The sequence below is a fragment of the Cupriavidus sp. H18C2 genome (assembly GCF_049393795.1).
GTDB lineage: Bacteria > Pseudomonadota > Gammaproteobacteria > Burkholderiales > Burkholderiaceae > Cupriavidus > Cupriavidus pauculus_C.
Genome location: NZ_CP186010.1, coordinates 709406 through 729810 on the forward strand (window position 1 = coordinate 709406; position 20405 = coordinate 729810).

Genomic DNA, 20405 nt, shown 5'->3' on the forward strand with positions numbered 1-20405 from the left:
CGGGCAAAATTGCGGGCCGCCAGCCTGGCTGACCGCTTAAATTGTTTCAAGTTATGTCCGTATTTGATCCATTTTTGGGCTTGCGGACGCGCTTTTATCGCTTTTTGCGCCAACAATGACCCAGTCCTCCCCGTCTGCTTCCACCCACCCCGGCCCGCATGGTCCCTGGGCTGCCGAACTCGGCGCCGGCCTGCTGCCCGGGGAAACCGTCCTGGCCGGGCTGATGCTGGACCTGGACGCAAGGCTGCATTTTACCCAAGGGTGGCTGGTTGTGACGGATCGCCGTCTGATCTCTCGCGCCCCGGGTGAAAAAGACCTGCGAAGCTGGGAAATCGGCCCCGGCCTGACCCTGACCCATGGCGACCACGCCGGCGTGGGCACGCTGGAGCTGGCCGACGGCCCGATCCGGCTGGCAAGCTGGCGCTACACGCTTGGTTACAATCCCGACGCATTGCGGCTGGCCGACCAGTTCGACGCGCGCCGCGACACGCTCGCCACGGGCCATGCCGCCGTGCCCGATGCCGATGTCTGTCCCACCTGCAAGGCGCCGATTCCGCCGGGCGAGGAACAGTGCCCGCAATGCAGCCGCGAGCTGGAGACCCCGCCGTCGACGTGGGCGCTGCTGCGGCTGTGGCGCTTTGCCCGCCCGTACCGCTGGCAACTGGCCGGCGGCTTCATGCTGCTGTTGCTGGGCACGGCCGCCACGCTGGTGCCGCCGTACCTGACCATGCCGCTGATGGACAAGGTTCTGATCCCTTATCAGAACGGCCTGCCGATCGACTACGACCTCGTCAAGCTGTACCTGGCCGGCCTGCTCGGCGCCTCGCTGGTGGCCTGGGCGCTGGGGTGGGCCCGCACCTACCTGCTGGCGCGCGTGTCCGAGCGCATCAGCGCCGACCTGCGCACCACCACCTACGAGCACCTGCTGAAGCTGTCGCTCGAATACTTCGGCGGCAAGCGCACGGGCGACCTGATGGCGCGGATCGGCTCCGAGAGCGACCGCATCAGCGTGTTCCTGTCGTTGCACCTGCTCGATTTCGCCACCGACGTGCTGATGATTGCGATGACATCCATCATCCTGATCTCCATCAACCCGTGGCTGGCGCTGGTCACCCTGGTGCCGCTGCCGTTCATCGCGTGGATGATCCATCTGGTGCGCGACCGCCTGCGCCACGGCTTCGAGAAGATCGACCGCATCTGGTCCGAAATCACCAACGTGCTGGCCGACACCATCCCGGGCATCCGCGTCGTCAAGGCGTTCGCGCAGGAAAAGCGCGAGGTCGTGCGGTTCCGCGAGGCCAATCGCCACAATCTGGCCATCAACGACCGTGTCAACGCGGTGTGGTCGCTGTTCACGCCCACCGTCACGCTGCTGACCGAGGTGGGCCTGCTGGTGGTGTGGATTTTCGGTATCTGGCAGGTCAGCCACAATGCGATCACGGTGGGCGTGCTGGTGGCGTTCCTGACCTATATCAGCCGCTTCTACACGCGGCTGGACTCGATGAGCCGCATCGTGTCGGTCACGCAGAAGGCGGCGGCCGGCGCCAAGCGGATCTTCGACATCCTCGACCATGTGTCCAGCGTGCCCGAGCCGCAGAAGCCCGTGCATCTGGAGAATGTACGAGGCGCCATCGAAATGCGCGACCTTGGCTTCCGCTATGGCAACCGCGCCGTGATTCGCGGCCTGGACCTGACAATTGCGCCCGGCGAGATGATCGGGCTGGTGGGCCACAGCGGATCGGGCAAGAGCACGCTGGTCAACCTGATCTGCCGCTTCTACGACGTTTCCGAGGGGGCGATCCGGGTGGACGGCGTTGATATCCGCTCGCTGCCGGTGTCCGAGTTCCGTCGCAATATCGGGCTGGTGCTGCAGGAGCCGTTCCTGTTCTTCGGCACCATCGCGGACAACATCGCCTACGGCAAGCCGGACGCCACGCGCGAGGAAATCATCGCGGCGGCCCGCGCGGCGCATGCCCATGAATTCATCCTGCGGCTGCCGCATGGCTATGACTCGCTGGTCGGCGAACGCGGCCAGGCGCTGTCCGGCGGCGAGCGCCAGCGTATCTCGATCGCCCGGGCGCTGCTGATCGACCCGCGCATCCTGATCATGGACGAGGCGACGTCGTCGGTGGACACCACCACGGAGAAGGAAATCCAGAAGGCGCTGGACAACCTCGTACAGGGCCGCACCACGATTGCCATCGCGCACCGGCTGTCCACGCTGCGCAAGGCCGACCGGCTGGTGGTGATGGACCGCGGCCAGATCGTCGAAGTGGGCAGCCACGACGAACTGCTGGCGCGTGAAGGCGCCTACTACAAGCTGTATCAGGCGCAGGCGCGCAACGTCGACGCGGAAGCGGACGAGCCCGGCACGGGCGAGCGCGCCGAGACGGCGGAGCCGGTCAGTGCCCAGTAATCGATCATTTGAGCAAACGGCTATGCAGACGCCCGATTTCACCCTGACCCGCAACCGCCTCGGCAAGCTGGTGCTGACCACGGCCGATGGCACGCCGCACGAGGGCGTGGTGCCGGTGCGCGCCTTCCCGATCTCGGCGGCCGACGACGGCGTCGGCATGATGAGCACCGACGGCCACGAACTGGCCTGGATTCCCCGGCTCGACGCCTTGCCGGGCCCGACGCGCCAGCTGATCGAGGAAGAACTGGCATCGCGCGAGTTCATGCCCGAGATTCAGAAGATTCTGGGCGTGTCGACCTATGCGACGCCGAGCACGTGGACCGTGCAGACGGACCGCGGCCAGACCGACCTCGTGTTGCGCGGCGAGGAGGACATCCGCCGGCTCACCGGTACCTGCCTGCTGATCTCGGACAGCCACGGCATCCACTACCTGATCCGCGACCAGCTTGCGCTGGACAAGCCCAGCCGCAAGATCCTGGACCGGTTTCTCTGACCGCCGGTCGGACGACCGCATCAGCCAGGGCAGCCTGGCCAACGAAAACGGCACGCCTGGGCGTGCCGTTTTTTCTGGAGCGTGCGGGCGCTCAGTGCAGGACGGACGGGGCGTCGTCGTCGTCCTCGCCGTCCCAGTCCTCGTACTCGATCGACGATTCGGGCGCCATGTCCCAGACCATCGAATGGAAGCGGATGGTGAACCATTCGCGGAACATGTCGAGCGTCAGGGTCTCGGGCCACACCGAGTCGTCGAACCACTCGCCGAGCATGAATTCGAAGAAGTACTGCCAGCGCTTCTCGACCCAGCGCAGGGCGTTCTCGGACGTGTCGGCCACCTCGTCGGGCAGCAGGAAGACGCTGGCATCGTCCCGCACGTCGTCGAGCGTCAGCGTCGGCACGGGTTCGGGATCCACGGCCTGGATCCAGTCCAGGAACGGCTGCTCGGGCAGCAGCATGACCATGGACCGGTTGACGGTGAAGCGGGGGTGTTCGGACATGAAGGCGGGAAGGTGAGAACGACGGGCCTATTGTAGCGCCCAGTCACCAGCACGCCGCGATGGATTCGGATTGTCATCGGATTGACCGCCCGCATGGCACCGGGCGGTTTCAGAAAAATCCGATTCCTCGCGCATGGGCGAGCGGTTCAAATCGCGCGGCCGTCTTCTGCACGGCATCCCGACCCGCAGAACCAAGGAAAACACCATGCAATTCAACAGAGCCGTATTGGCGGGGCTGGCGACAGCCGCCGCGATGGCCACGCCGCTGACCGCATTCGCGCACGGCACGATGGAACTCCCGGCCAGCCGCGTGCTGACCTGCTACAGCGAAGGCGCCGAACAGCCCAAGTCCGGCGCCTGCCAGGCCGCCCGGGCCGTGGGCGGCGCGCAGCAGTTCTACGACTGGAACGGCGTCCGGCAGGGCAGCGCCGCCGGCAACCACAAGGCATTCGTCGCCGATGGCGAGCTGTGCTCGGGCGGATCGGCCAGCTTCCGCGGGCTGGACCTCGCCCGGCTGGACTGGCCGCAGACGTCCATCGTCCCGACGGCGTCCGGCGACTACACGTTCGTCTGGCGCGCCACGGCCCGCCACGCCACCCAGTACTTCAAGTACTACATCACCCGCGACGACTGGGACCCGGGCGTGCCGCTGCGCTGGCAGGATCTTGAGGAATTTGCGACGGTCACCGGCGCGCAGGCCACCGAGGAGGGCGGCCGCTACCGGATGAACGTGCAGCTCCCCAAGGGCAAGAAAGGCAGCCACGTGATCTACAGCATCTGGCAGCGTAGCGACAGCCCGGAAGCGTTCTACGCCTGTGCCGACGTGCGGTTCCCGGGCGACGGCCTGCCGGTGCGCGAGATCGGCTGGGAAGACCAAGGCCCGCTGGCCGCGATGGGCGACCTCGTGGCCGGTACCAAGTTGACGTTCCGCGCGCTCGACAGCGCCGGCCGCGACGCTGGCAAGCATGTGCTCACCATCACCGCGAGCAATGCCCGGGCACGCACCTGGGCCTATCAGCTAGCCCAGAAGGTGAACGCGGAGTCGCAGATCTTCCGCATCGGCGAACTGCAGGCGCGCAACGGGGTCTCGAACATCGTGCCGCTGCAGTCGGCCACGGCGAACCGTGTGTATCTGGGCAAGTCCTACCCGGGTTACCGCTTCGAGATCGACAAGGAAGCGCCCAGCGCCAGCGGCCGGTCGGGCGGTGGCGGACAGGCGGCCACGGGCCAGGTCGACGGCCGCGCGCTGGACACGTGGCGCGAAGGCCCAACCTATGAAATCGGTCAGGCCGTGACCTATCAGGGCCGGCGCTACGTCTGCCTGCAACGCCATACGGCGTGGCGCGGTGCAGGATGGAGCCCTGCCGTGACGCCGGCATTGTGGCGTGTGATTCGCTAAGTGTTGTTTTTTCGCCGGAAGCTGCAGGGATCGGTTCCGATTTCTACAGTTTTCGGCGAAAAATGCCGTCATTGTTCAGACACGGGGTCAGGAGCCGTCTGATGAGCTTTACCTTTCTCCCGCCCGGCGATGCGTTCATGCCGACCATGACGGAACGCTTTGCCGAAGCGGACAAAATCGAAGATCGCGCCGCGCGCTGGACCGCGCAGGCGGAAATCGCCCTCGATACGGGCGACATGTACCTGGTGGGCCTGGTGCTGTTCAAGGCAATCCAGGAATACGGCGTTGATGCATTTGCCACCCACTCGGGCGAGCCGCACGCGCGCCTGCAGCGGCTGTGGATGCCGGGCATGATCGGCTCGGTCGACAACGCGCGGCACCTGTACGGCCACCTGGGCGTGAGCCTGCCGGTAGACCGCTACTACGCCGCCCGGCTGCAGAGCATGCCGATGGACGGCGCGGCGGTGCACTGACCGGCGCCGCCGGCCGCGCATCGACCAAAGAAAAACGGGCCGCAAGGGCCCGTTTGTTCAGCGTGTGTTTGGTGGAGCCGGCGTCAACCTTTGTTTAGACGCCGGAGCCTTCATCAGCAATGAATTTAATGTCCATTGGCAGATTGATACCCCCAAATGTACCCCTACGTTCGTTTGCCAGCCCGCCAAGGAGTTCATATGTCCCCTTCGCTTTCCCCAGCTTCCTTGCTCGCCAATTGGATTTCCGGGCTCCCGCAGGATGTTTCACACGTCTTGTTGGCCACTCTCGTGCCGTTGAAGGTCTATGCGGGGATGCCGGGTAATTCGGGCATTCCCAGGCCCACCGAGATCACAAACTGGCTGCTGAGCGGCGGGGACATCGATCCCAGCATACCGGCCTCCAAGGTCCTGACCGTGGTGGCTCACTTTGGGCCCGAACTGGAGAAGCGCGCAGACCATGCCTGGTGGGAGACCTTCGCCGAACACCTTCGCACTGTCGCCAGAAACACAGTCGACGAGTTGATCGAGGAAGGCCGAGAGCACTATCTGTCGGAAGTTGACCGGATGGTTGCCGGGCTGCCGGAGGAAGAAGCTCTCTGGAGAAAAGTCATATCCGAGTGGCGGGCGCTCGTGGCTGGCGCGCTGGCTCCGGCGTCGCTTCGCCAATGGGCATCAAGCGTGACCGCGGAACAGATACAACTGACTGCCGGAGAATCCACCTGACCGCTCGCTCGCTTTACGAATTCCACTGCTATCCACCCATTTTAGCTATGCGACGAGTCTGGTCGCAATCTGCGTTTCACCGAGCTCACAGTCGCGCCGAGCGCCGCTGCTTTCGTCCCGTGGAGCACACTTTGCTTTCAAGGGCGGAGCCGAGCAGCCAATCACCTCGGGGCCCAGGTCTAAAGGCGGAGGTACTCCATGTCAAGCGAACATCCGTTGGTCGGGAAGACGCGTCGAGCGCTGCAGCAGCTCGACAAGCAGATTGCCGTCTATCGACAAGATGTGATTGACCGGCAAGAGCGTGCAAGCCGCGGAGAGCCAGTAGTGCAGTTAATATGGGACTACCCACGAGACTTCATTCGCAACGGCGGAATCATCCGCCCTGGTCGCGGGGTGGCGGACGTCGCTGTCAGTACTGCGGCGCGAGAGCGAGCGCTCAAACTTCTGGACACCCTTATACGGCTACTCGGCAAACAACGGATTCAGGTACGTGTTGAGGGCAAGGCCACGGTTGTGGCTCGTGCTGGGCGGGTCCTAGGACTGCAGATATCCGAGCAGGCGGCGCGTTCGCCGATTTGGCCACAGTACGCACCGAAAGGCTGGGCGGCCACGGGGCGGCTTAAGGTTTCTGTCGCCAATAGCTATGGTGGCTTTCATCTTGTGAAGGACACCGAGGAGGCGCAGGTGGAGGAACTGCTACCGAGCTTGGTTGAGAAGATCGACGCCACGTTGGCCGATGCAGAGCAGCGCGAAATCAATGCAGAGAAAACGCGGGCCACGCGAGCAGAGAAGGTTGCCGCGACAAAGGGTGTCGAGTCTGAACGACTGCGGTCGGAGGCGGAGGGGCAACGTACGCGAGCGGTTGACGATGCGTTCCTGGAAGATCTGTACAGGGAAGCGGCAGCATGGCGTGAGGCAGTCGACATCCGTGCCTACGTCGAGTCGGTGGTGATATCCGCTGGGGATGGGGGTGCCGATCATGCAGCCCTGACAGCGTGGGCCGAGTGGGCCCGGGCTGTTGCTGACGGCTTAAACCCCGTGACCAGGCGATTGCAACAACTTGGTCTCGACATGGCGCTGTCGGCCCGTGCTGTCGGCATGGTGCGTGGCTTGCAAGTCAGTAAGGCTGTCAGCCGCGCCCCGGGCCCGAAAGCGATCAAGATCAAGCAGGTCGTCGAGAAGGTGTCACTTTCGCAGTCCACCATCTACGCCTTGATCGCCAAGGGAAATTTCCCGAAGCCTTTTGATCTGATGCCTGGCCGAGTGGCCTGGCTTGAGGAAGACATAAATGCATGGCTCACGGCGCAGACGGCATTGCGCTCGCCGTGAGCTGGTTCAGCCGATCAGTAGGCTACGTCGCGTCGCGCGATGCTGCAATCTGCGCGGAGATCCATTCCTGGACCTCGGCCTCGATCCATCCACTCGTCCGGCCGAGTTTAATGGGCGCCGGGAAGGTGCCGTCTTTGATGCGTTGGTAGATCGCCGTCGGTCGGAGAGCGACAGCCGAGCACACCTCCGGCAGCTTGATGAGACGGCGTGGTTGATCAGTCATGGTTTGACACCTCCGTGGCCAATTCGCACAGCGTGCGCACCTGGTTGGCGAGATCCGACGCAAGCCACATTAGGCTTTCCTTGATGCTGTCGTCGCTGCGATTGAAGGAATCGAATCCTTCGCCGTGGCAGCGCGTCAGCAGTGCATGAAGTTGTGCGGCCTTCGTGCTGGCCACTGAAGCCGGCTTCTCCGATGCGAAGACGGTCCTCACTTCAGTGGTGCCGCCTTCAAACGCAGCGCTGACGCCGTAGAACATCACCTCTGATACCCATTTCATCGCGATGCCTCCGGTTTCGACGCAGCAAGGTTGATGTCATCGATCAACTTCATGGCTCGTTCCTCGATCATTTCCTGGGTGACCAGGCAAAGGGTCTTCAGGATGCTGATGTCGCATCTGTTTAGTGCCGGCGCTTCGTCGCTGCCGCTCGCTACATCGATGTTGATGCCCATGCGCAGAACGAGCGCCGTGCCGGCCGCCACACTACGCACGGTGTCCAGTGCCTTCATCATCTCCGAGACATAGACGGGAGCAAGTCTGCCGCTGCTGACAGTCTCGAAAGCTTCGTCCGAGAAGAAGCTGTAGGTTGTCGAGAGCTCAGTCATGGTGGACCTCCGTCGTGTCGAATAGACCGGTATGCGAGAGTCCGGCTTCCTTAACAGCTCGATCGAGCGTGGCTCCAATGCGCGGACCGAGATCAAGGGCAAGGCAGTGGAACTGCTCAAAATCGTGGGAGTTTTCGCACTTCTCTGCGGCCCACAGAAGGATGCCGAGCATGCACGAGACGGTGTTGATCTTCCCGCCGATTGCGCCGATGTCGGTCGGGACTACGTTGCACTCGATCATGACGTGCTCCGCTCGACGAAGTCGCAGAAGGCGCTGCGCTGAGCGATGCGGACCTGCTCATTGAGGTCATCGCGAGTGCCGCAGATGTCAGCTACTAGAGCTTCGAGCGTTTCGCTACCAATGCTCGCTAGTCCGGCGATCGTGTGGTCCGTGTCAGCCAGGCGCTCGATGGCAAGCAGGATCGGTCGGAGCCGCTCTGCGAGCTCGTGCGCGCAGGACAGACGGCCGGCGCAATGCTCGAGGACATCGTTGTCGCCTGCAGGACGGGGGGCGTTTCCAATGGTGTCGCTATTGCGGCGATCATTGAAATTGGAGTGTTGCTTTGCTACAGTTTGAGCGGTGGGGGTGCCCACCACTTCCGTAGGGGAAGTGTCTTTTAGCATGTTGCAAGTCCAGTGCTGAGAGTTTGAGATGCCGGCGGTGCAACGTCGGCGCTCCGAGGGCCGCATCAGGTGCAACTGATGTGGCCCTTTTGCTTTTCTGAACGTGCGTTTCAGCGAAAGGCTGCGAGCCTCAGCGGTGGCACACGATTGAAAGCGTTTTGACTGTAATTCCTCGCTCAGCAGTAGTCAAGCAAAATGCTTTCAAACTATCCCGATCACGATTGCCACTCTGCCCACAATCTGGACAGCTGCAGTCTGTTCGGCGGTGAGATCCCAGTCTGGGAATCGCGTCTTGTCAGTGTGATCGGCGGCGACTCGCAGGCCTCCTCCTGGGATATGAAATAGCCGTTTCACGGTGAGTTCGTCACCGATCATTAGCGCATAGATCTTTCCGCTTGAGACTTGCGTGTCCTGCAGGTCTACGACCAGTGTGTCTCCATCTGCAATCCGTGGAAACATTCCGCTTCCCTCAGCCGTGAAGCTGGCCAAACTGGTGCGAAGCAAGCCGCGCCGCTCAGCCCATGACCTTCGTATAGCTTCTCTAGGGGCGCTTTCATCCACGTGCCAAGGCTGCTGCAACTCGCCTTTCCCCGGTGTAAGGCTCAGTTGCGGTATCAGCAGGAATTCCGGGGGCACACTCTGCGCTGGCTCGTTCGGCTCAGATCTTGGCTTACTGGCAATTAGAAGCTCAGGGGCATCTCCGTAGAGACTGTGCTCGCGATCCAGCCACCCCTCCGCCTTACCGAACTGTTTTTCGATCTTCCTGGCGAGGCGATCGCCGATGTTCCTTGTGCCGGTGAGTACTTGACTGACGGACTGCGGGGTGACTTCGAGCCAGCGTGCGATGCCAGACGCGTTAAGGGCGTGAGCCGTCATCAGAAGGCGGAGGTTTTCTTTGCGGATCTCGTTGATGGTTTGCATGACTTAGGCTTCTCGTTGCAATCATTTTGATGAAGTGTAGCAGATACCTCATATCAATCGTTATGATTGAAAGATTAGGCAAAATGCTATAGATTGCACGCATGGACCTAAGAACCTACTTCAAAACGACCAAACCTGCGGACCGCGAGGCGCTCGCACGGGCGGCAGGTACGTCAAGCAACTATCTGTATCTGTGCTCGCGCGGCGAGCGATTGCCTGGTCCTGCTTTGTGTCGGCGGCTGATTGACGTTGGCGGGCCATTCACGCTCTCCGAACTTCGGCCGGATATATGGGGCAATGCATCCCCATCGTTGTCCGCCCAGAGCGCTTTGACACCGGCTGACTGCAATCTGCATGGTTCTCCGCCCTCCCTTCACGCTTTTGTCGAAATGGCAGTGCAGCAGTTCGGCATGTCCGCCGGTGACGCAGAGACGCTTGTGCGCGCCGTTGCGGCCACCGCGGGTATCCCACTCGATGAGGTGGGTCATGGCTGAACTCCCTGAACCCTTGACGCCGGTCGACTGCGACCTGCGCGAGTACCCATTCATGCCACTTGAAGTGAGGCGGCTGCTCACCTCTGAAACGTGGATCCTCGGCACGGGCGACGAGCGTGCCGCGGCGCTCGCCCTGTGGGCGGAGAGTTGGCATCAGGTTCCTGCCGCCAGCCTGCCTAACAACGATCGCATGCTGGCCCATCTCTCGCAGTGCAGGACCTGGAAGAGGGTCAAGGCTCACGTACTGCGCAATTGGGTGGCGTGCGCTGACGGCCGGCTGTATCACCCCACCGTCGCCGAGAAAGCGCTCGAAGGCTGGATCGGCAAGCTGCTGAGCAGCCTGGCTGGCGCGTCTGGCAATGCCAAGCGCTGGGGCATAGAAGTTGATACCGACGCCGTTAAGGGGCAGATCGTGGATGCCGTGCGACGTCTTCAGGCGATCGACCCCCAATCCGAAATCCTCCGCAAAACGCAGGTTCGCAATGTCGTGGTGGGATCGCAACGCGAGTCGCCCCCCGAATCCCCCCCCGACGAAAAAACTATCGCCCCCCGATCTTCAAATGCATCGCCCCCAGAATCGGGGCGCGATCGCAATAGAGAAGGAGAAGGAGAAGGAGAAGGAGAAGGAGATAGAAACCTTAACCCCCTACCCCCTGCTGGCGCAGGGGAGGGGGATCGGCAACCAGCCGCAAGGCTATGCGCGGACGCCGAGCTCAAGGGAGCGCAGGCGAAGGCCAATCCCAAGGCCGCACTTGCGAGCTTGCCGCCTTGGCTGCCGCCGGATTCGTGGGAACGTTGGGAAGCCTTCCGGAAGCGGAAGAGCGCAAAGGCGTGGACCGGGGACGCTCGCAGCTTGTCGCTGCGCACGTTGACGAAACTCCGCGAAGCCGGGCATGACCCCACCGCCGTCATCGACCAGAGCATCGAGCGCGGCTACACGGGGCTCTTCGAACTGAAAGGGCAACATGCAAAGCCGGCGAGCCGACACGGCAACCTCGAATCCCAGGACTACCACGCGGGGGTTGGCGCCGATGGAAGTTTCTGAGACCAAGACGTCCCTCTGCGCACAGCACGGCGAATACGAGTCCCGACGCCTGCTGCGGTTCGGCATCTGGACAGGTTGCAAGCAATGTCAGCTGCAAGCCGAGGAAGTTGAACGAACCGAGCGCGAGCGCGAAGCCGCAGAGCGTGAGTTCGCTCGGCGGGCATCACGTGCAGCAAAGCTGCTCGAGGTGGCGAACCTGCCGCCGCGGTTTGCCGATCGGCGGCTATCGAACTACCGACCGACGTGCGATACGGCGAAGCGCGCGCTTGCGGCAATCACGGAGTATGCGAACGGCTTCGACGAAGCGCTCGAGTCCGGTGCGAGCCTTATCCTCTGCGGCGGCGTCGGTACTGGAAAAACGCACTTGGCCGTTGGCATAGCGCACGCGGTCCTTGCCCGTGACCGCCCCGCGATCTACACGTCTGTCATGGCCGCGGTGCGCGCAGTGAAAGATACCTATCGCCGCGACGCTGAGCGCTCAGAAGCGGAGGTCATCGCTGACTTCGTATCGCCTGACCTACTGATTCTCGACGAGGTCGGCGTCCAGTTCGGTAGCGACACGGAGAAGCTGATCTTGTTCGAGATCATCAACGGCCGCTATGAACATTTCCGACCCACTGTTGTGGTGAGCAATCTTGCCAAGGACTCGCTGGTGCAGTTCCTCGGTGAGCGCGTCATAGATCGACTTCGGGAGGGTGGCGGAAAGATGGTGCTGTTCGACTGGCAAAGCTATCGACGTTGAGCGGAACGCGCAAGCGGAAGCGATGGCTGTAGCAATTGCCACGCCATCGCATTTATTTGGACGGGGGAGTGATGGAAGCAGTTTTCATGGATACGCGGCAGGCGCTGGCGATGGCCTACATGGTCGCGACTCTTGAGCCGCGGCAGCCGGCGCCGTTTCGCAAGGCGCTGATCCAGGCGATGGAGAGTCAGGATCACCTGACTGGTGTTCAGGCGGCATGGCTCAACCAGTTGCGCGGCACGCCCAACGAGAGCACTGTCAACTTTAGCGGCTTGTCCAGCGACGAGGTACGCGCCCAGTGCTCGGCGGTGATCTCTGCGGTGAACTCCAAACTTCCGGCCCCGGAGCAATGGGCGGTGCGCGCCCGGTTCATCCCGGTCGAATTCGAGGACATCCGTGAGGGCGAGTCGCGGGGAAAGCGGTTCTTCTATTCGCGCGAGCGAGTCGAGTCCATACAGCACCTGTCCAGCTGGCTGCCCGCTACCCTGTGTACGGTCAGCGGTCTGGCACGCGACATGCTGACTGCCCGGGTGTATGCCGATGGCGAAAAGCTGGCCATTAGCTTCCGGGATATGGAGGCGGCGTTTGGCGGAAGCCGCATGACCTATGCGCGGGCTTACCGGAAGGTGCGGGCGCATCTGACGGAGCTGGAGCGCGTTGCAGTCGGCAGGTTGGCACCGTACTTCGAGCGCACCGGCCTGGTCGAGCCGGAAGAAAGTGCAGCTTGACAGGGTGTGACAGCGACCCTAGAATTTTCCCAAATTGCAGAGTCACGTCCAAAGCCCGCCGCGAGCGGGCTTTCGCACATCCGGCCTACGAAAAGGAATCGAGATGGAAAAGGGACGAGCGTATCGGCGCGCCCAGGCGGCGCGACTGAAGGCGAAGCGACGGCGCTACCGCAACGCTGCGCGGGGCGAACGGGATGTTGGTTTGCTGCTGCATACCGCCACGCGGTGCAGCTGTTGGATGTGCGGCAATCCTCGGCGGTATTGGGGAGAGCGCACGATTCAGGAAATCCGGCAGAGTCAGCCAGGGCTGTACGAAAGCTGAAGGTATAGACCCGCCCGGATCACTCCCGGCGGGGCTTTTTCATTTCACGACCACGTGGTTGAGACGGGCAAGTTCGCGGATGGAAAGCCGCTGCGGTGGATTCGGTGGAAGAACAACGTCATCAAGTACCAGGTCCAGTATTTGTTGCGAGCAGGAGATAAAGGACACGTCCGTCGCAATATTAAGGCTGCTCGAATTAATCCCCACGACTTTCCCGCTGACATCAAAGACCGGACCGCCGCTCGATCCACCGTGGAGATGAATCGACGTCTGGAAGCACGGCCCGGGCATCATCGAGCTATCCCGGCCATTAGGATAAATTTCTTCGACTTCACCTGCATAAAATGCGGGATTGAAAAAGGCCTTGTGCTTGCCACCATCCTCTGTTCGAAGTTCGATGGTGCTGTTGGGGTACGCATAGGTGTGGAGCCGCTCTCCTATTGATGGCATCCGGTCGGAGAGTGTCAGGACCGTGTTTGTCAACGCTTCGCCACTATCGTTGGCCATCTGATATGTCACTCCGACGGCGATATCGGCACCGTTGTGCACATAGAACTTATGAATGGGCCGTTCAACAAAGGTACCCCCAGCGGTGAATTGAATGACCGCTGCGGGGCATTTGAGGTCCGCTATCTCTTTGGCCACGTGACCAGCCGTCACAAAAACGCCATTCATAGTGATGAAAAAACCCGTTCCAATAAACCGAATTTCCGAGTCGCTCAGTTGGGCAATTATTGGAAAGATGCTGGAGCGGTCCGTGACCGGTTGACCATCTCCATTCCGGACAAAGTAGTCTGACTTGTTTGCCTGGCCGATCATCGCCGCGGGCTTATTCCGATTGTTTCGTTTTGGCGAAGGCCTAGAACGCTTACGGGATTTGGGCATTTGGAGCATATCCATGGACTAGATCCCGCAGTGTATCGAATTCACCGAGTCGGTCTCGACACCCCAAGGCGCCGTTTTCCACGTCGGATCATTCCCATGCCATCGAAAGTCATGTCCGCCCAGGGCAACCCCTTCGTGCTGGCGCTGATGGACGCGCTTGGTCTGCCGAAGCACACCAGGTCGTTCGTGCTCCGGTGCGAAGTGGGTCAGGCCGTCACCGTCCAGTGCACCTACATGCCTCAAGCCGACGGCGTGGAAGCCTTCGACGCTCGTCCGTTGCTGGCCGAGTACAAGCTCGTGCCGGCCAGCGCCGTCACGGCGGGTGACCCGGCGGAAGCGTTCGTTGATGAGGATCCCGGCGGTGCTGTCACGGTGGTCCAGCACATCAACCTGGCGCCCGGCACCGATGCCGTTGCCATTGCTCAAGCGATGCGGCGGGCGAAGGATGCTGCAGTCGCCGGGATTGATGCGCAACTCGGCCGCCCCGTCATTCCTCAGCCCCAACCCCTTCGAGGCCAGACTGCAATCATTCCTGCGGCTGCCAGCTGGATCGGCATCGGCGCGGTGTGTGCTGTTGCCGCCGGGACCTACGTCATGGGGCTCTGGTAATGACCAAGCGCGGGCGCCTACCAACCCTGGGCGCCAGGGTGGCGCAGGCCAGCACCCGCACGCCCACCATGCAGCCAGGCTCGTGGCGCACCAGCGCGCTGACCAGCGCCCAGCGGGGCTACGGCTACCGGTGGCAGCAGGCACGGGCGGCCTTCCTGCGCGAGCATCCGTTCTGTGTGTACTGCCTGCGGGAGCGGCGGATCGCGGCCGAGGCGGTGGCCGAGGTGATCGTGGACTGTGCGGCGCGCGGTATCCCGCTGCCCTATGGCAACGTGGTCGACCACATTCGGCCGCACCGGGGCGATCAGACGCTGTTCTGGGATAAGGCGAACTGGCAAGTGCTTTGTCAGACCCACCACAGCAGAGACAAGCAGCGGCAAGAGACTCTAGGGCGCTGAGCCCACAGAAATGACGAAGCCCCGACAGCGTTAGCGCGCTGCCGGGGCTTCTTGCTTTCCACCAACTGTAAGGAGTTGGCTTTGGCTGGAAGAAATCATACAGCGCTCGGCGATGGCCGGGTGCACACGAACGGGTATGTCATGGAGCGCAGAGCTTCCCACCCGCTTGCTGATGCTGAAGGCCGTGTCTATCAGCACCGGCGCGTGCTCTACGACGCGATTGGCGCTGGTCCGCATCAATGCCACTGGTGTGGCGCGGGTGTCGATTGGACATGCCTGCATGTCGATCACCTGAATGAGCAGCAACTGGACAATCGTCCAGGCAATCTCGTTCCATCTTGCATGAGGTGCAACATCGCCCGCGGTCTGCCCAAGATGCGGCAGGCCAAGAAGGCGAACGGTCGACTGCTGACCGCGCATGGTATGACGATGTGCGTGTCCGACTGGTCAAGGCACCTCGGCTTGGCGCGCTGGACGATCATGGGACGGCTTGCGCGGGGTATCGCCCCCGAAGAAGCGCTGTGTTCCGAGCGTGCGCGATGCGGCCCGGCCCGCCGACGGATGCCACGCCCAGAGTATGTGGTGCAGATAGGCGCACCCGCAGGGCAGGAGAACGCACCATGATGCCGCCCCTGAAGACCAGCCACACCAACGCCATGCTGGGCGCCCCAGTGGACTGGGACCCGGCAGTGCATGGCGAGTGCCTTGGCTTGCCCGTGCACCATGACCAGCAGCAGGGCGTCTGGCTCTCGTGGTACCAGCCAACCGAGCAGGACATCGCCAACATCCTGGCCGGCGTGCCGATTCGGCTGTCCGTCTTCGGGAATGGCCATCCGCCTGTCGCAATCTCTGTCACGGCAGGCACAGAGCCGTAGCTGGCACGGTCCTTGTCCGGCTCCACTCCGCGCTTTAACGACATAAGAACAAGAACCGAAAGCAGGGCGAGGGTTCTAGCGCACCGCGTTGGTGCGATTGGGGCATGCGTCACGCCCGGTCGACTCGTGGGTTCGGCCAAGCGGCCCGGAATGTGGTGTTTGAGCCATGCGGAAGGCCAAAAGGGAGGGTGGGGCGGAAGTCTGGCGGGTTCGCCGGGCCTAGACCGCCCGTTCCCCCACGCAGAGGTTTTTTTCCTCCGGCCGGAATTTCAGCCCGGCCGGGTTATTGCGCAGAATTCGAAATATGGCGAGACCGACATACAAACCGACCGTGGCGACGCGGCGGAAGGTCGCTATTGCCGCCGGCGCAGGCATGTCGCACGAGGAAATCGCCATCGGCTTGGGCATTTCCCGCAACACGCTGGAGAAGCATTTCGAGGCGGAGCTGTCGCACGGCGCGTACGCCAAGCGGCTCGAAGTCCTGGTGGCAATGCACGCCGCTGCGAAGAAGGGCAACGTGGCCGCGCAGAAGGCGTACACCGCGATGCCCATGCCGCGCGCCGCTGCGACGCCGCTGCCGCCTGACGAAGCGGGCGCGCCGAAGCCGAAGGCCCCGGCCAAGGGCAAGAAGGAGCAGGCGCAGGCTGAAGCGCTGACGGCCCAGGCCGGTACCGACTGGCAGGACCTGCTGCCGGGCTCGGCGGCGCTGCAATGACGTGGGATCTGTCCTGTCCCGACTGGGAAGACCGCCTGCGCACCGGCCGGCCGCTGGTGCCGGATCTCCCGCTCAACCAGGCGGAGGGCGATCGGGCGGTGGCTGTGCTGAACAAGCTGCGGCTCGCGGACGTGCCGGGCACGCCGACGCTGGCAGACGCCACGGGCGACTGGTTCCGCGACCCCACCAGGGCGCTGTTCGGCTCGCTTGACCCGATCACGCAGGCGCGGCGCATCCGCGAACTGTTCCTGCTGGTGCCAAAGAAGAACAGCAAGACGACGAACGGCGCGCTGCTGATGCTGACGGCGCTGCTGCTGAACCGCCGGCCGCACGCGTCCATGATCATGACGGCGCCCGTGCAGGACGTCGCGACCCTGGCGTTCGACGCGGCGCACGGTGCGATCGAACTCGACCCGGTGCTGCAGAAGAAGCTGCACGTGCGCGAGCACCTGAAGAAGATCGTCCACCGGGAGACGAAGGCCGAGCTCGAGATCATGTCGTTCGACCCGTCCGCGCTGACTGGCCAGAAGCCGGTGGCGGTTCTGATCGACGAATTGCACGTGGTGGCCAAGATGAGCAAGGCCGCCAGCGCCATCCGGCAGCTGCGCGGCGGGATGCTTCCGTTTCCGGAGGCGTTCATGGCGTTCATCACCACGCAGAGCGAAGAAGCGCCGGTGGGCGTCTTCAAGGCCGAGCTGATGAAAGCCCGGGCGATTCGGGACGGCCGCCAGCGCGGCGCCATGCTGCCGGTGCTGTACGAGTTCCCCCCGGCGATGCAGAAGGACCCGTCGCAGTGGCAGAACCCGGCGAACTGGCCCATGGTTACGCCGAACAACGGCAAGTCCATCACGGTAGCTCGGTTGCAGGAAGAGTTCGAGACCGCCCGCAACACCGGCGAGGAAGAGCTGCGCGCGTGGGCGTCGCAGCACTTGAACGTCGAGATCGGTCTGGCGCTGCGGTCTGACAGCTGGGCCGGCGCCGAGCAGTGGGAGAACCAGGCGGCGCCGAAGCGCTGCACCCTGCCTGCGTTGCTGCGCCGATGCGAAGTGATCGACGTGGGCGTGGACGGCGGCGGCTTGGACGACTTGCTCGGGCTGGCTGCCGTGGGCCGATGCCGAGAAACGGGGGACTGGCTCGCGTGGTGCAAGGCCTGGGCGCATCCGATCGTGCTGGAGCGCCGAAAGTCCGAGGCCGCCAAGCTGCTAGACCTGGCTGCGGCCGGCGATCTGGTGATCGTCGACGCGATTGGCGATGACGTCGAGGAACTGGCGCAGGACGTCCTGAAAATCTACGAAGCCGGGCTGCTGGACAAGATCGGCGTCGACCCGAGCGGCATCGGCGCAGTGCTGGACGCACTGTCCGCAGCCGGCATCCCGGAGAAGAACGCAAAAGGCGAGGACATGATCGTCGGCATCACGCAGGGCTACAAGCTCAACGGCACGATCAAGACCGCGGAGCGCAAGCTCGCCGAAGGCACGCTGTGGCATGGCGGCACGGACCTGATGAACTGGTGCGTCGGCAACGCCAAGGTGGAGCAGCGCGGCAACGCGATTCTGATTACCAAACAGGCCAGCGGCACGGCCAAGATCGACCCGCTGATGGCGCTGTTCAACGCCGTCGCGCTGCTGTCGCTAAACCCTGAATCGATGGGCGGTCTGGACGACTGGCTGTCGAATCCGATTGTGGCGGGCCACGCATAATGAAATTCAACCTCACACGTGTTGCGCACGGCGTCCGCGCGGCCATCGACGGCTTCGTCCGCTCGTTCGATCTGACCGATCCGGAGCTGTACACGCGCACCGCGGCGATTGAGGCAGGCGTCGAAGTCACGCCCAAGGCTGTGATGCAGCTGGATGCGGTGTGGAGCTGCGTCCGGCTGATCTCCGAGACGATTGCGACCTTGCCGCTGGCGATGTACGAGCGGACCTCCGCCGGCAAACGCGTGGCGCCGCAGCATCCGCTGCACTTCGTCATCCACGACCAGCCGAACGCGGATTCGACAGCATCGGTGTTCTGGGAGGCCATGGTGGCGGCGATGCTGCTGCGCGGCGCCGGGCGGGCGGAGAAGCTTTACGTGGGCGAACAGCTGGTCGGCCTGTCGTACCTGGACCCGGACAAGCTCACCTGCACGCGGGACTACAACACCGGCCGCAGGAAATTTACGTATCCGCGTCCCAACGGCACGCTGCGGGAGATCCCTGAGTCCCGAATCTGGACCATTCCGGGCTTCACGCTCGACGGCATCAATGGCGTCTCGGTGATCGCCTACGGTGCCAAGGTGTTTGGCAACGCGATGGCGGCGGACAAGGCCGCCGCTCAGACGTTCAAGTCGGGGCTGCTCCAGACCGTCTACTACAAGATGGCGGCGTTCTTGAACCCCAAGCAGCGCGCGGAGTTCAAGGCCAATCTGCAGGGCTCGGTCGAACGCGGCGAGACGCCGTTGCTGGAGGGCGGGACGGATGTCGGAACCATTGGCATCAAGCCATCCGACGCGCAGCTGCTGGAGTCGCGCGGCTACTCGGTGGAGGCGATCTGCCGGTGGTTCCGCGTGCCGCCGTGGATGGTGGGGCATACAGAGAAATCCACCAGCTGGGGCACCGGCATCGAACAGCAGATGATCGGTTTCCTGACGTTCACGCTGGCACCTTGGCTGAAGAGGATCGAGCAGGCGATCAGCAAGGACCTGCTCCGTCCCGGCGAGCGTGCGCGCTACTACCCGAAGTTCTCCGTCGAAGGGTTGCTGCGTGCGGATAGTGCCGCGCGCGCTGCTTTCTACGCCGCGATGGTGAACAACGGCATCCTGACGCGCGACGAGGTGCGCGAGCTCGAAGACCGCGAGCCGATGGGCGGAAACGCCGCGGTGCTGACCGTCCAGTCGGCCATGACCACGCTCGACGGGCTCGGCACCGCCGATGCCAGCGGCGCCAACAACGCGAGGGCGGCGTTCCGCGCCTTCCTCGGCCTCCAAGACGACCAGAAGAGGGACTAATCCCATGAGCAAGAAGACGCTTCCGGGTGCGCCGGAGGGGCGCCCCTGCGCCGGAATTTCGAGCCAGCTGCAACCGCGCGCGCTCGACCGCTGGCATGCCAACGTGCGCGCCGCCTCTGACGACGACGCCGAGCGCACGATCAGCGTCTACGACGTCATCGGCTACGACTACTGGTCCGGCGACGGCGTGACCGCCAAGCGCATTGCTGGCGCGCTGCGCGGCATGGGCGCCGGTCCGGTGACGGTCAACGTCAATTCCCCTGGCGGCGACATGTTCGAGGGCCTGGCCATCTACAACCTGCTGCGCGAGCACGACGGCGAGGTCACGGTGAAGGTGCTCGGGCTTGCCGCGTCGGCTGCGTCGATCATCACGATGGCCGGCGATAAGGTGCAGATTGCGCGCGCTGGTTTCCTGATGATCCACAACGCCTGGGTGATGGCCATCGGCAACCGGAATGACCTGATCGAGGTGGCGGCCACGCTGCAGCCCTTCGATGATGCGATGGCCAGCATCTACGCGGCGCGCACCGGCCAGGACATCAAGGCCATGGCCAAGCTCATGGACGCCGAGACGTGGATCGGCGGGCAGGCCGCCATCGACGACGGATTCGCGGACGACTTCCTGCCGTCCGACCAGGTCAAGAAGGGGGAGGGCAAGGCCAATGCTTCGGCCATCCGCCGCATCGAGGCCGCGCTGCGGTCGAGCGGCATGCCGAAGTCCGAGGCCATGCGCCTCATCAGCGAATTCAAGTCCGGTCAGGGTGATCCTGCCGGCGGCGGTGCGGGTGATCCCACCGGACGCAGCGCGGGTGATCCGCCTGCTGTAGCAGCGAAGTCGTTCCTGGAAACGCTGCACGCGTTCTCCCTGTAGATCGATCTTTCACACCATCCCACGAGGAC

The 20405-nt window shown here is 63.3% G+C and carries 26 protein-coding genes; 16 read left to right on the forward strand and 10 right to left on the reverse strand.

Annotated features, from left to right (window positions below; translation table 11 throughout):
* The first annotated feature begins 115 nt into the window (after window positions 1-115).
* Both EPAKOI_RS03290 and EPAKOI_RS03295 read left to right on the forward strand, forming a co-directional pair.
* A complete protein-coding gene (locus EPAKOI_RS03290; protein WP_313835579.1) occupies window positions 116-2416 on the forward strand; it encodes an ABC transporter ATP-binding protein in 2301 nt (766 codons plus the stop codon).
* Between the two features lie 22 nt (window positions 2417-2438).
* A complete protein-coding gene (locus tag EPAKOI_RS03295) occupies window positions 2439-2909 on the forward strand; it encodes a DUF1854 domain-containing protein (RefSeq protein ID WP_124682203.1) in 471 nt (156 codons plus the stop codon).
* A gap of 91 nt (window positions 2910-3000) precedes the next feature.
* On the opposite strand, the gene EPAKOI_RS03300 is transcribed toward EPAKOI_RS03295, so the two are convergent.
* Window positions 3001-3408, reverse strand: a complete 408-nt coding sequence (locus tag EPAKOI_RS03300) for a hypothetical protein (RefSeq protein WP_124682202.1) — start codon at window positions 3406-3408, stop codon at window positions 3001-3003.
* Between the two features lie 205 nt (window positions 3409-3613).
* Between EPAKOI_RS03300 and EPAKOI_RS03305 the strand changes: the two genes are divergently transcribed.
* The 4 genes from EPAKOI_RS03305 to EPAKOI_RS03320 all read left to right on the forward strand — a co-directional run bounded on the left by EPAKOI_RS03305 (window position 3614) and on the right by EPAKOI_RS03320 (window position 7332).
* Window positions 3614-4807, forward strand: coding sequence for a lytic polysaccharide monooxygenase (locus EPAKOI_RS03305; protein WP_313835582.1), 1194 nt, complete (start codon window positions 3614-3616; stop codon window positions 4805-4807).
* Between the two features lie 101 nt (window positions 4808-4908).
* Window positions 4909-5280 (forward strand): hypothetical protein, encoded by a 372-nt coding sequence (locus tag EPAKOI_RS03310; RefSeq protein WP_124682200.1) that lies wholly within the window; start codon window positions 4909-4911, stop codon window positions 5278-5280.
* Window positions 5281-5478: 198 nt separating this feature from the next.
* The gene (locus EPAKOI_RS03315) at window positions 5479-6003 is read left to right on the forward strand and encodes a hypothetical protein (protein ID WP_423192953.1); all 525 of its coding nucleotides are present in this window, start codon (window positions 5479-5481) and stop codon (window positions 6001-6003) included.
* 198 nt (window positions 6004-6201) lie between these two features.
* The gene (locus tag EPAKOI_RS03320; RefSeq protein WP_423192954.1) at window positions 6202-7332 is read left to right on the forward strand and encodes a helix-turn-helix transcriptional regulator; all 1131 of its coding nucleotides are present in this window, start codon (window positions 6202-6204) and stop codon (window positions 7330-7332) included.
* A gap of 22 nt (window positions 7333-7354) precedes the next feature.
* On the opposite strand, the gene EPAKOI_RS03325 is transcribed toward EPAKOI_RS03320, so the two are convergent.
* From EPAKOI_RS03325 to EPAKOI_RS03355, 7 genes are all read right to left on the reverse strand, one after another.
* The gene (locus EPAKOI_RS03325; RefSeq protein WP_423192955.1) at window positions 7355-7555 is read right to left on the reverse strand and encodes a helix-turn-helix transcriptional regulator; all 201 of its coding nucleotides are present in this window, start codon (window positions 7553-7555) and stop codon (window positions 7355-7357) included.
* Window positions 7548-7832 carry a hypothetical protein gene (locus tag EPAKOI_RS03330; RefSeq protein WP_423192956.1) on the reverse strand — a complete coding sequence of 95 codons (285 nt, stop codon included), beginning with the start codon at window positions 7830-7832 and terminating at the stop codon, window positions 7548-7550. Before EPAKOI_RS03330 ends, EPAKOI_RS03325 begins: the two co-directional genes overlap by 8 nt.
* Window positions 7829-8158, reverse strand: a complete 330-nt coding sequence (locus EPAKOI_RS03335; protein ID WP_423192957.1) for a hypothetical protein — start codon at window positions 8156-8158, stop codon at window positions 7829-7831. Before EPAKOI_RS03335 ends, EPAKOI_RS03330 begins: the two co-directional genes overlap by 4 nt.
* Complete coding sequence (locus tag EPAKOI_RS03340) at window positions 8151-8399, reverse strand: hypothetical protein (RefSeq protein WP_423192958.1); 249 nt, start codon at window positions 8397-8399, stop codon at window positions 8151-8153. Before EPAKOI_RS03340 ends, EPAKOI_RS03335 begins: the two co-directional genes overlap by 8 nt.
* A complete protein-coding gene (locus tag EPAKOI_RS03345) occupies window positions 8396-8782 on the reverse strand; it encodes a hypothetical protein (protein ID WP_423192959.1) in 387 nt (128 codons plus the stop codon). The genes EPAKOI_RS03340 and EPAKOI_RS03345 overlap by 4 nt, the downstream gene beginning before the upstream one ends.
* 201 nt (window positions 8783-8983) lie before the next feature.
* Complete coding sequence (locus EPAKOI_RS03350) at window positions 8984-9703, reverse strand: S24 family peptidase (protein ID WP_423192960.1); 720 nt, start codon at window positions 9701-9703, stop codon at window positions 8984-8986.
* A gap of 173 nt (window positions 9704-9876) precedes the next feature.
* Complete coding sequence (locus tag EPAKOI_RS03355) at window positions 9877-10191, reverse strand: hypothetical protein (protein ID WP_423192961.1); 315 nt, start codon at window positions 10189-10191, stop codon at window positions 9877-9879.
* On the opposite strand from EPAKOI_RS03355, the gene EPAKOI_RS03360 reads away from it, so the two are divergent.
* The 3 genes from EPAKOI_RS03360 to EPAKOI_RS03370 all read left to right on the forward strand — a co-directional run bounded on the left by EPAKOI_RS03360 (window position 10190) and on the right by EPAKOI_RS03370 (window position 12712).
* Complete coding sequence (locus tag EPAKOI_RS03360; RefSeq protein ID WP_423192962.1) at window positions 10190-11242, forward strand: DUF1376 domain-containing protein; 1053 nt, start codon at window positions 10190-10192, stop codon at window positions 11240-11242. The two genes, EPAKOI_RS03355 and EPAKOI_RS03360, sit on opposite strands and share 2 nt — an antisense overlap.
* Complete coding sequence (locus tag EPAKOI_RS03365; protein WP_423192963.1) at window positions 11229-11984, forward strand: ATP-binding protein; 756 nt, start codon at window positions 11229-11231, stop codon at window positions 11982-11984. Before EPAKOI_RS03360 ends, EPAKOI_RS03365 begins: the two co-directional genes overlap by 14 nt.
* Before the next feature lie 71 nt (window positions 11985-12055).
* On the forward strand, window positions 12056-12712 hold the full coding sequence (locus tag EPAKOI_RS03370) for a hypothetical protein (protein ID WP_423192964.1): 657 nt from the start codon (window positions 12056-12058) through the stop codon (window positions 12710-12712).
* A gap of 361 nt (window positions 12713-13073) precedes the next feature.
* Here EPAKOI_RS03370 and EPAKOI_RS03375 read toward each other — a convergent pair whose 3' ends face one another.
* Complete coding sequence (locus EPAKOI_RS03375; RefSeq protein ID WP_423192965.1) at window positions 13074-13934, reverse strand: S1 family peptidase; 861 nt, start codon at window positions 13932-13934, stop codon at window positions 13074-13076.
* 81 nt (window positions 13935-14015) lie between these two features.
* Between EPAKOI_RS03375 and EPAKOI_RS03380 the strand changes: the two genes are divergently transcribed.
* Complete coding sequence (locus EPAKOI_RS03380; protein WP_423192966.1) at window positions 14016-14528, forward strand: hypothetical protein; 513 nt, start codon at window positions 14016-14018, stop codon at window positions 14526-14528.
* Window positions 14528-14926: an HNH endonuclease signature motif containing protein gene (locus EPAKOI_RS03385; RefSeq protein ID WP_423192967.1), complete on the forward strand. Its 399-nt coding sequence runs from the start codon at window positions 14528-14530 to the stop codon at window positions 14924-14926. Before EPAKOI_RS03380 ends, EPAKOI_RS03385 begins: the two co-directional genes overlap by 1 nt.
* Before the next feature lie 30 nt (window positions 14927-14956).
* Here the strand turns inward: EPAKOI_RS03385 and EPAKOI_RS03390 are convergent, their stop codons facing one another.
* A complete protein-coding gene (locus EPAKOI_RS03390; protein ID WP_423192968.1) occupies window positions 14957-15346 on the reverse strand; it encodes a hypothetical protein in 390 nt (129 codons plus the stop codon).
* A gap of 200 nt (window positions 15347-15546) precedes the next feature.
* Here EPAKOI_RS03390 and EPAKOI_RS03395 point away from each other — a divergent pair, with 200 nt between their 5' ends.
* The 5 genes from EPAKOI_RS03395 (at window position 15547) to EPAKOI_RS03415 (ending at window position 20376) form a co-directional block, all read left to right on the forward strand.
* Window positions 15547-15801, forward strand: a complete 255-nt coding sequence (locus EPAKOI_RS03395) for a hypothetical protein (RefSeq protein WP_423192969.1) — start codon at window positions 15547-15549, stop codon at window positions 15799-15801.
* 373 nt (window positions 15802-16174) lie between these two features.
* Window positions 16175-16516, forward strand: coding sequence for a hypothetical protein (locus tag EPAKOI_RS03400; protein ID WP_291453478.1), 342 nt, complete (start codon window positions 16175-16177; stop codon window positions 16514-16516).
* Complete coding sequence (locus tag EPAKOI_RS03405) at window positions 16513-18216, forward strand: terminase large subunit domain-containing protein (RefSeq protein WP_423192970.1); 1704 nt, start codon at window positions 16513-16515, stop codon at window positions 18214-18216. Before EPAKOI_RS03400 ends, EPAKOI_RS03405 begins: the two co-directional genes overlap by 4 nt.
* Window positions 18216-19505 carry a phage portal protein gene (locus EPAKOI_RS03410; protein WP_423192971.1) on the forward strand — a complete coding sequence of 430 codons (1290 nt, stop codon included), beginning with the start codon at window positions 18216-18218 and terminating at the stop codon, window positions 19503-19505. Before EPAKOI_RS03405 ends, EPAKOI_RS03410 begins: the two co-directional genes overlap by 1 nt.
* A gap of 4 nt (window positions 19506-19509) precedes the next feature.
* Window positions 19510-20376: a head maturation protease, ClpP-related gene (locus EPAKOI_RS03415; protein ID WP_423192972.1), complete on the forward strand. Its 867-nt coding sequence runs from the start codon at window positions 19510-19512 to the stop codon at window positions 20374-20376.
* Window positions 20377-20405 lie beyond the last annotated feature (29 nt).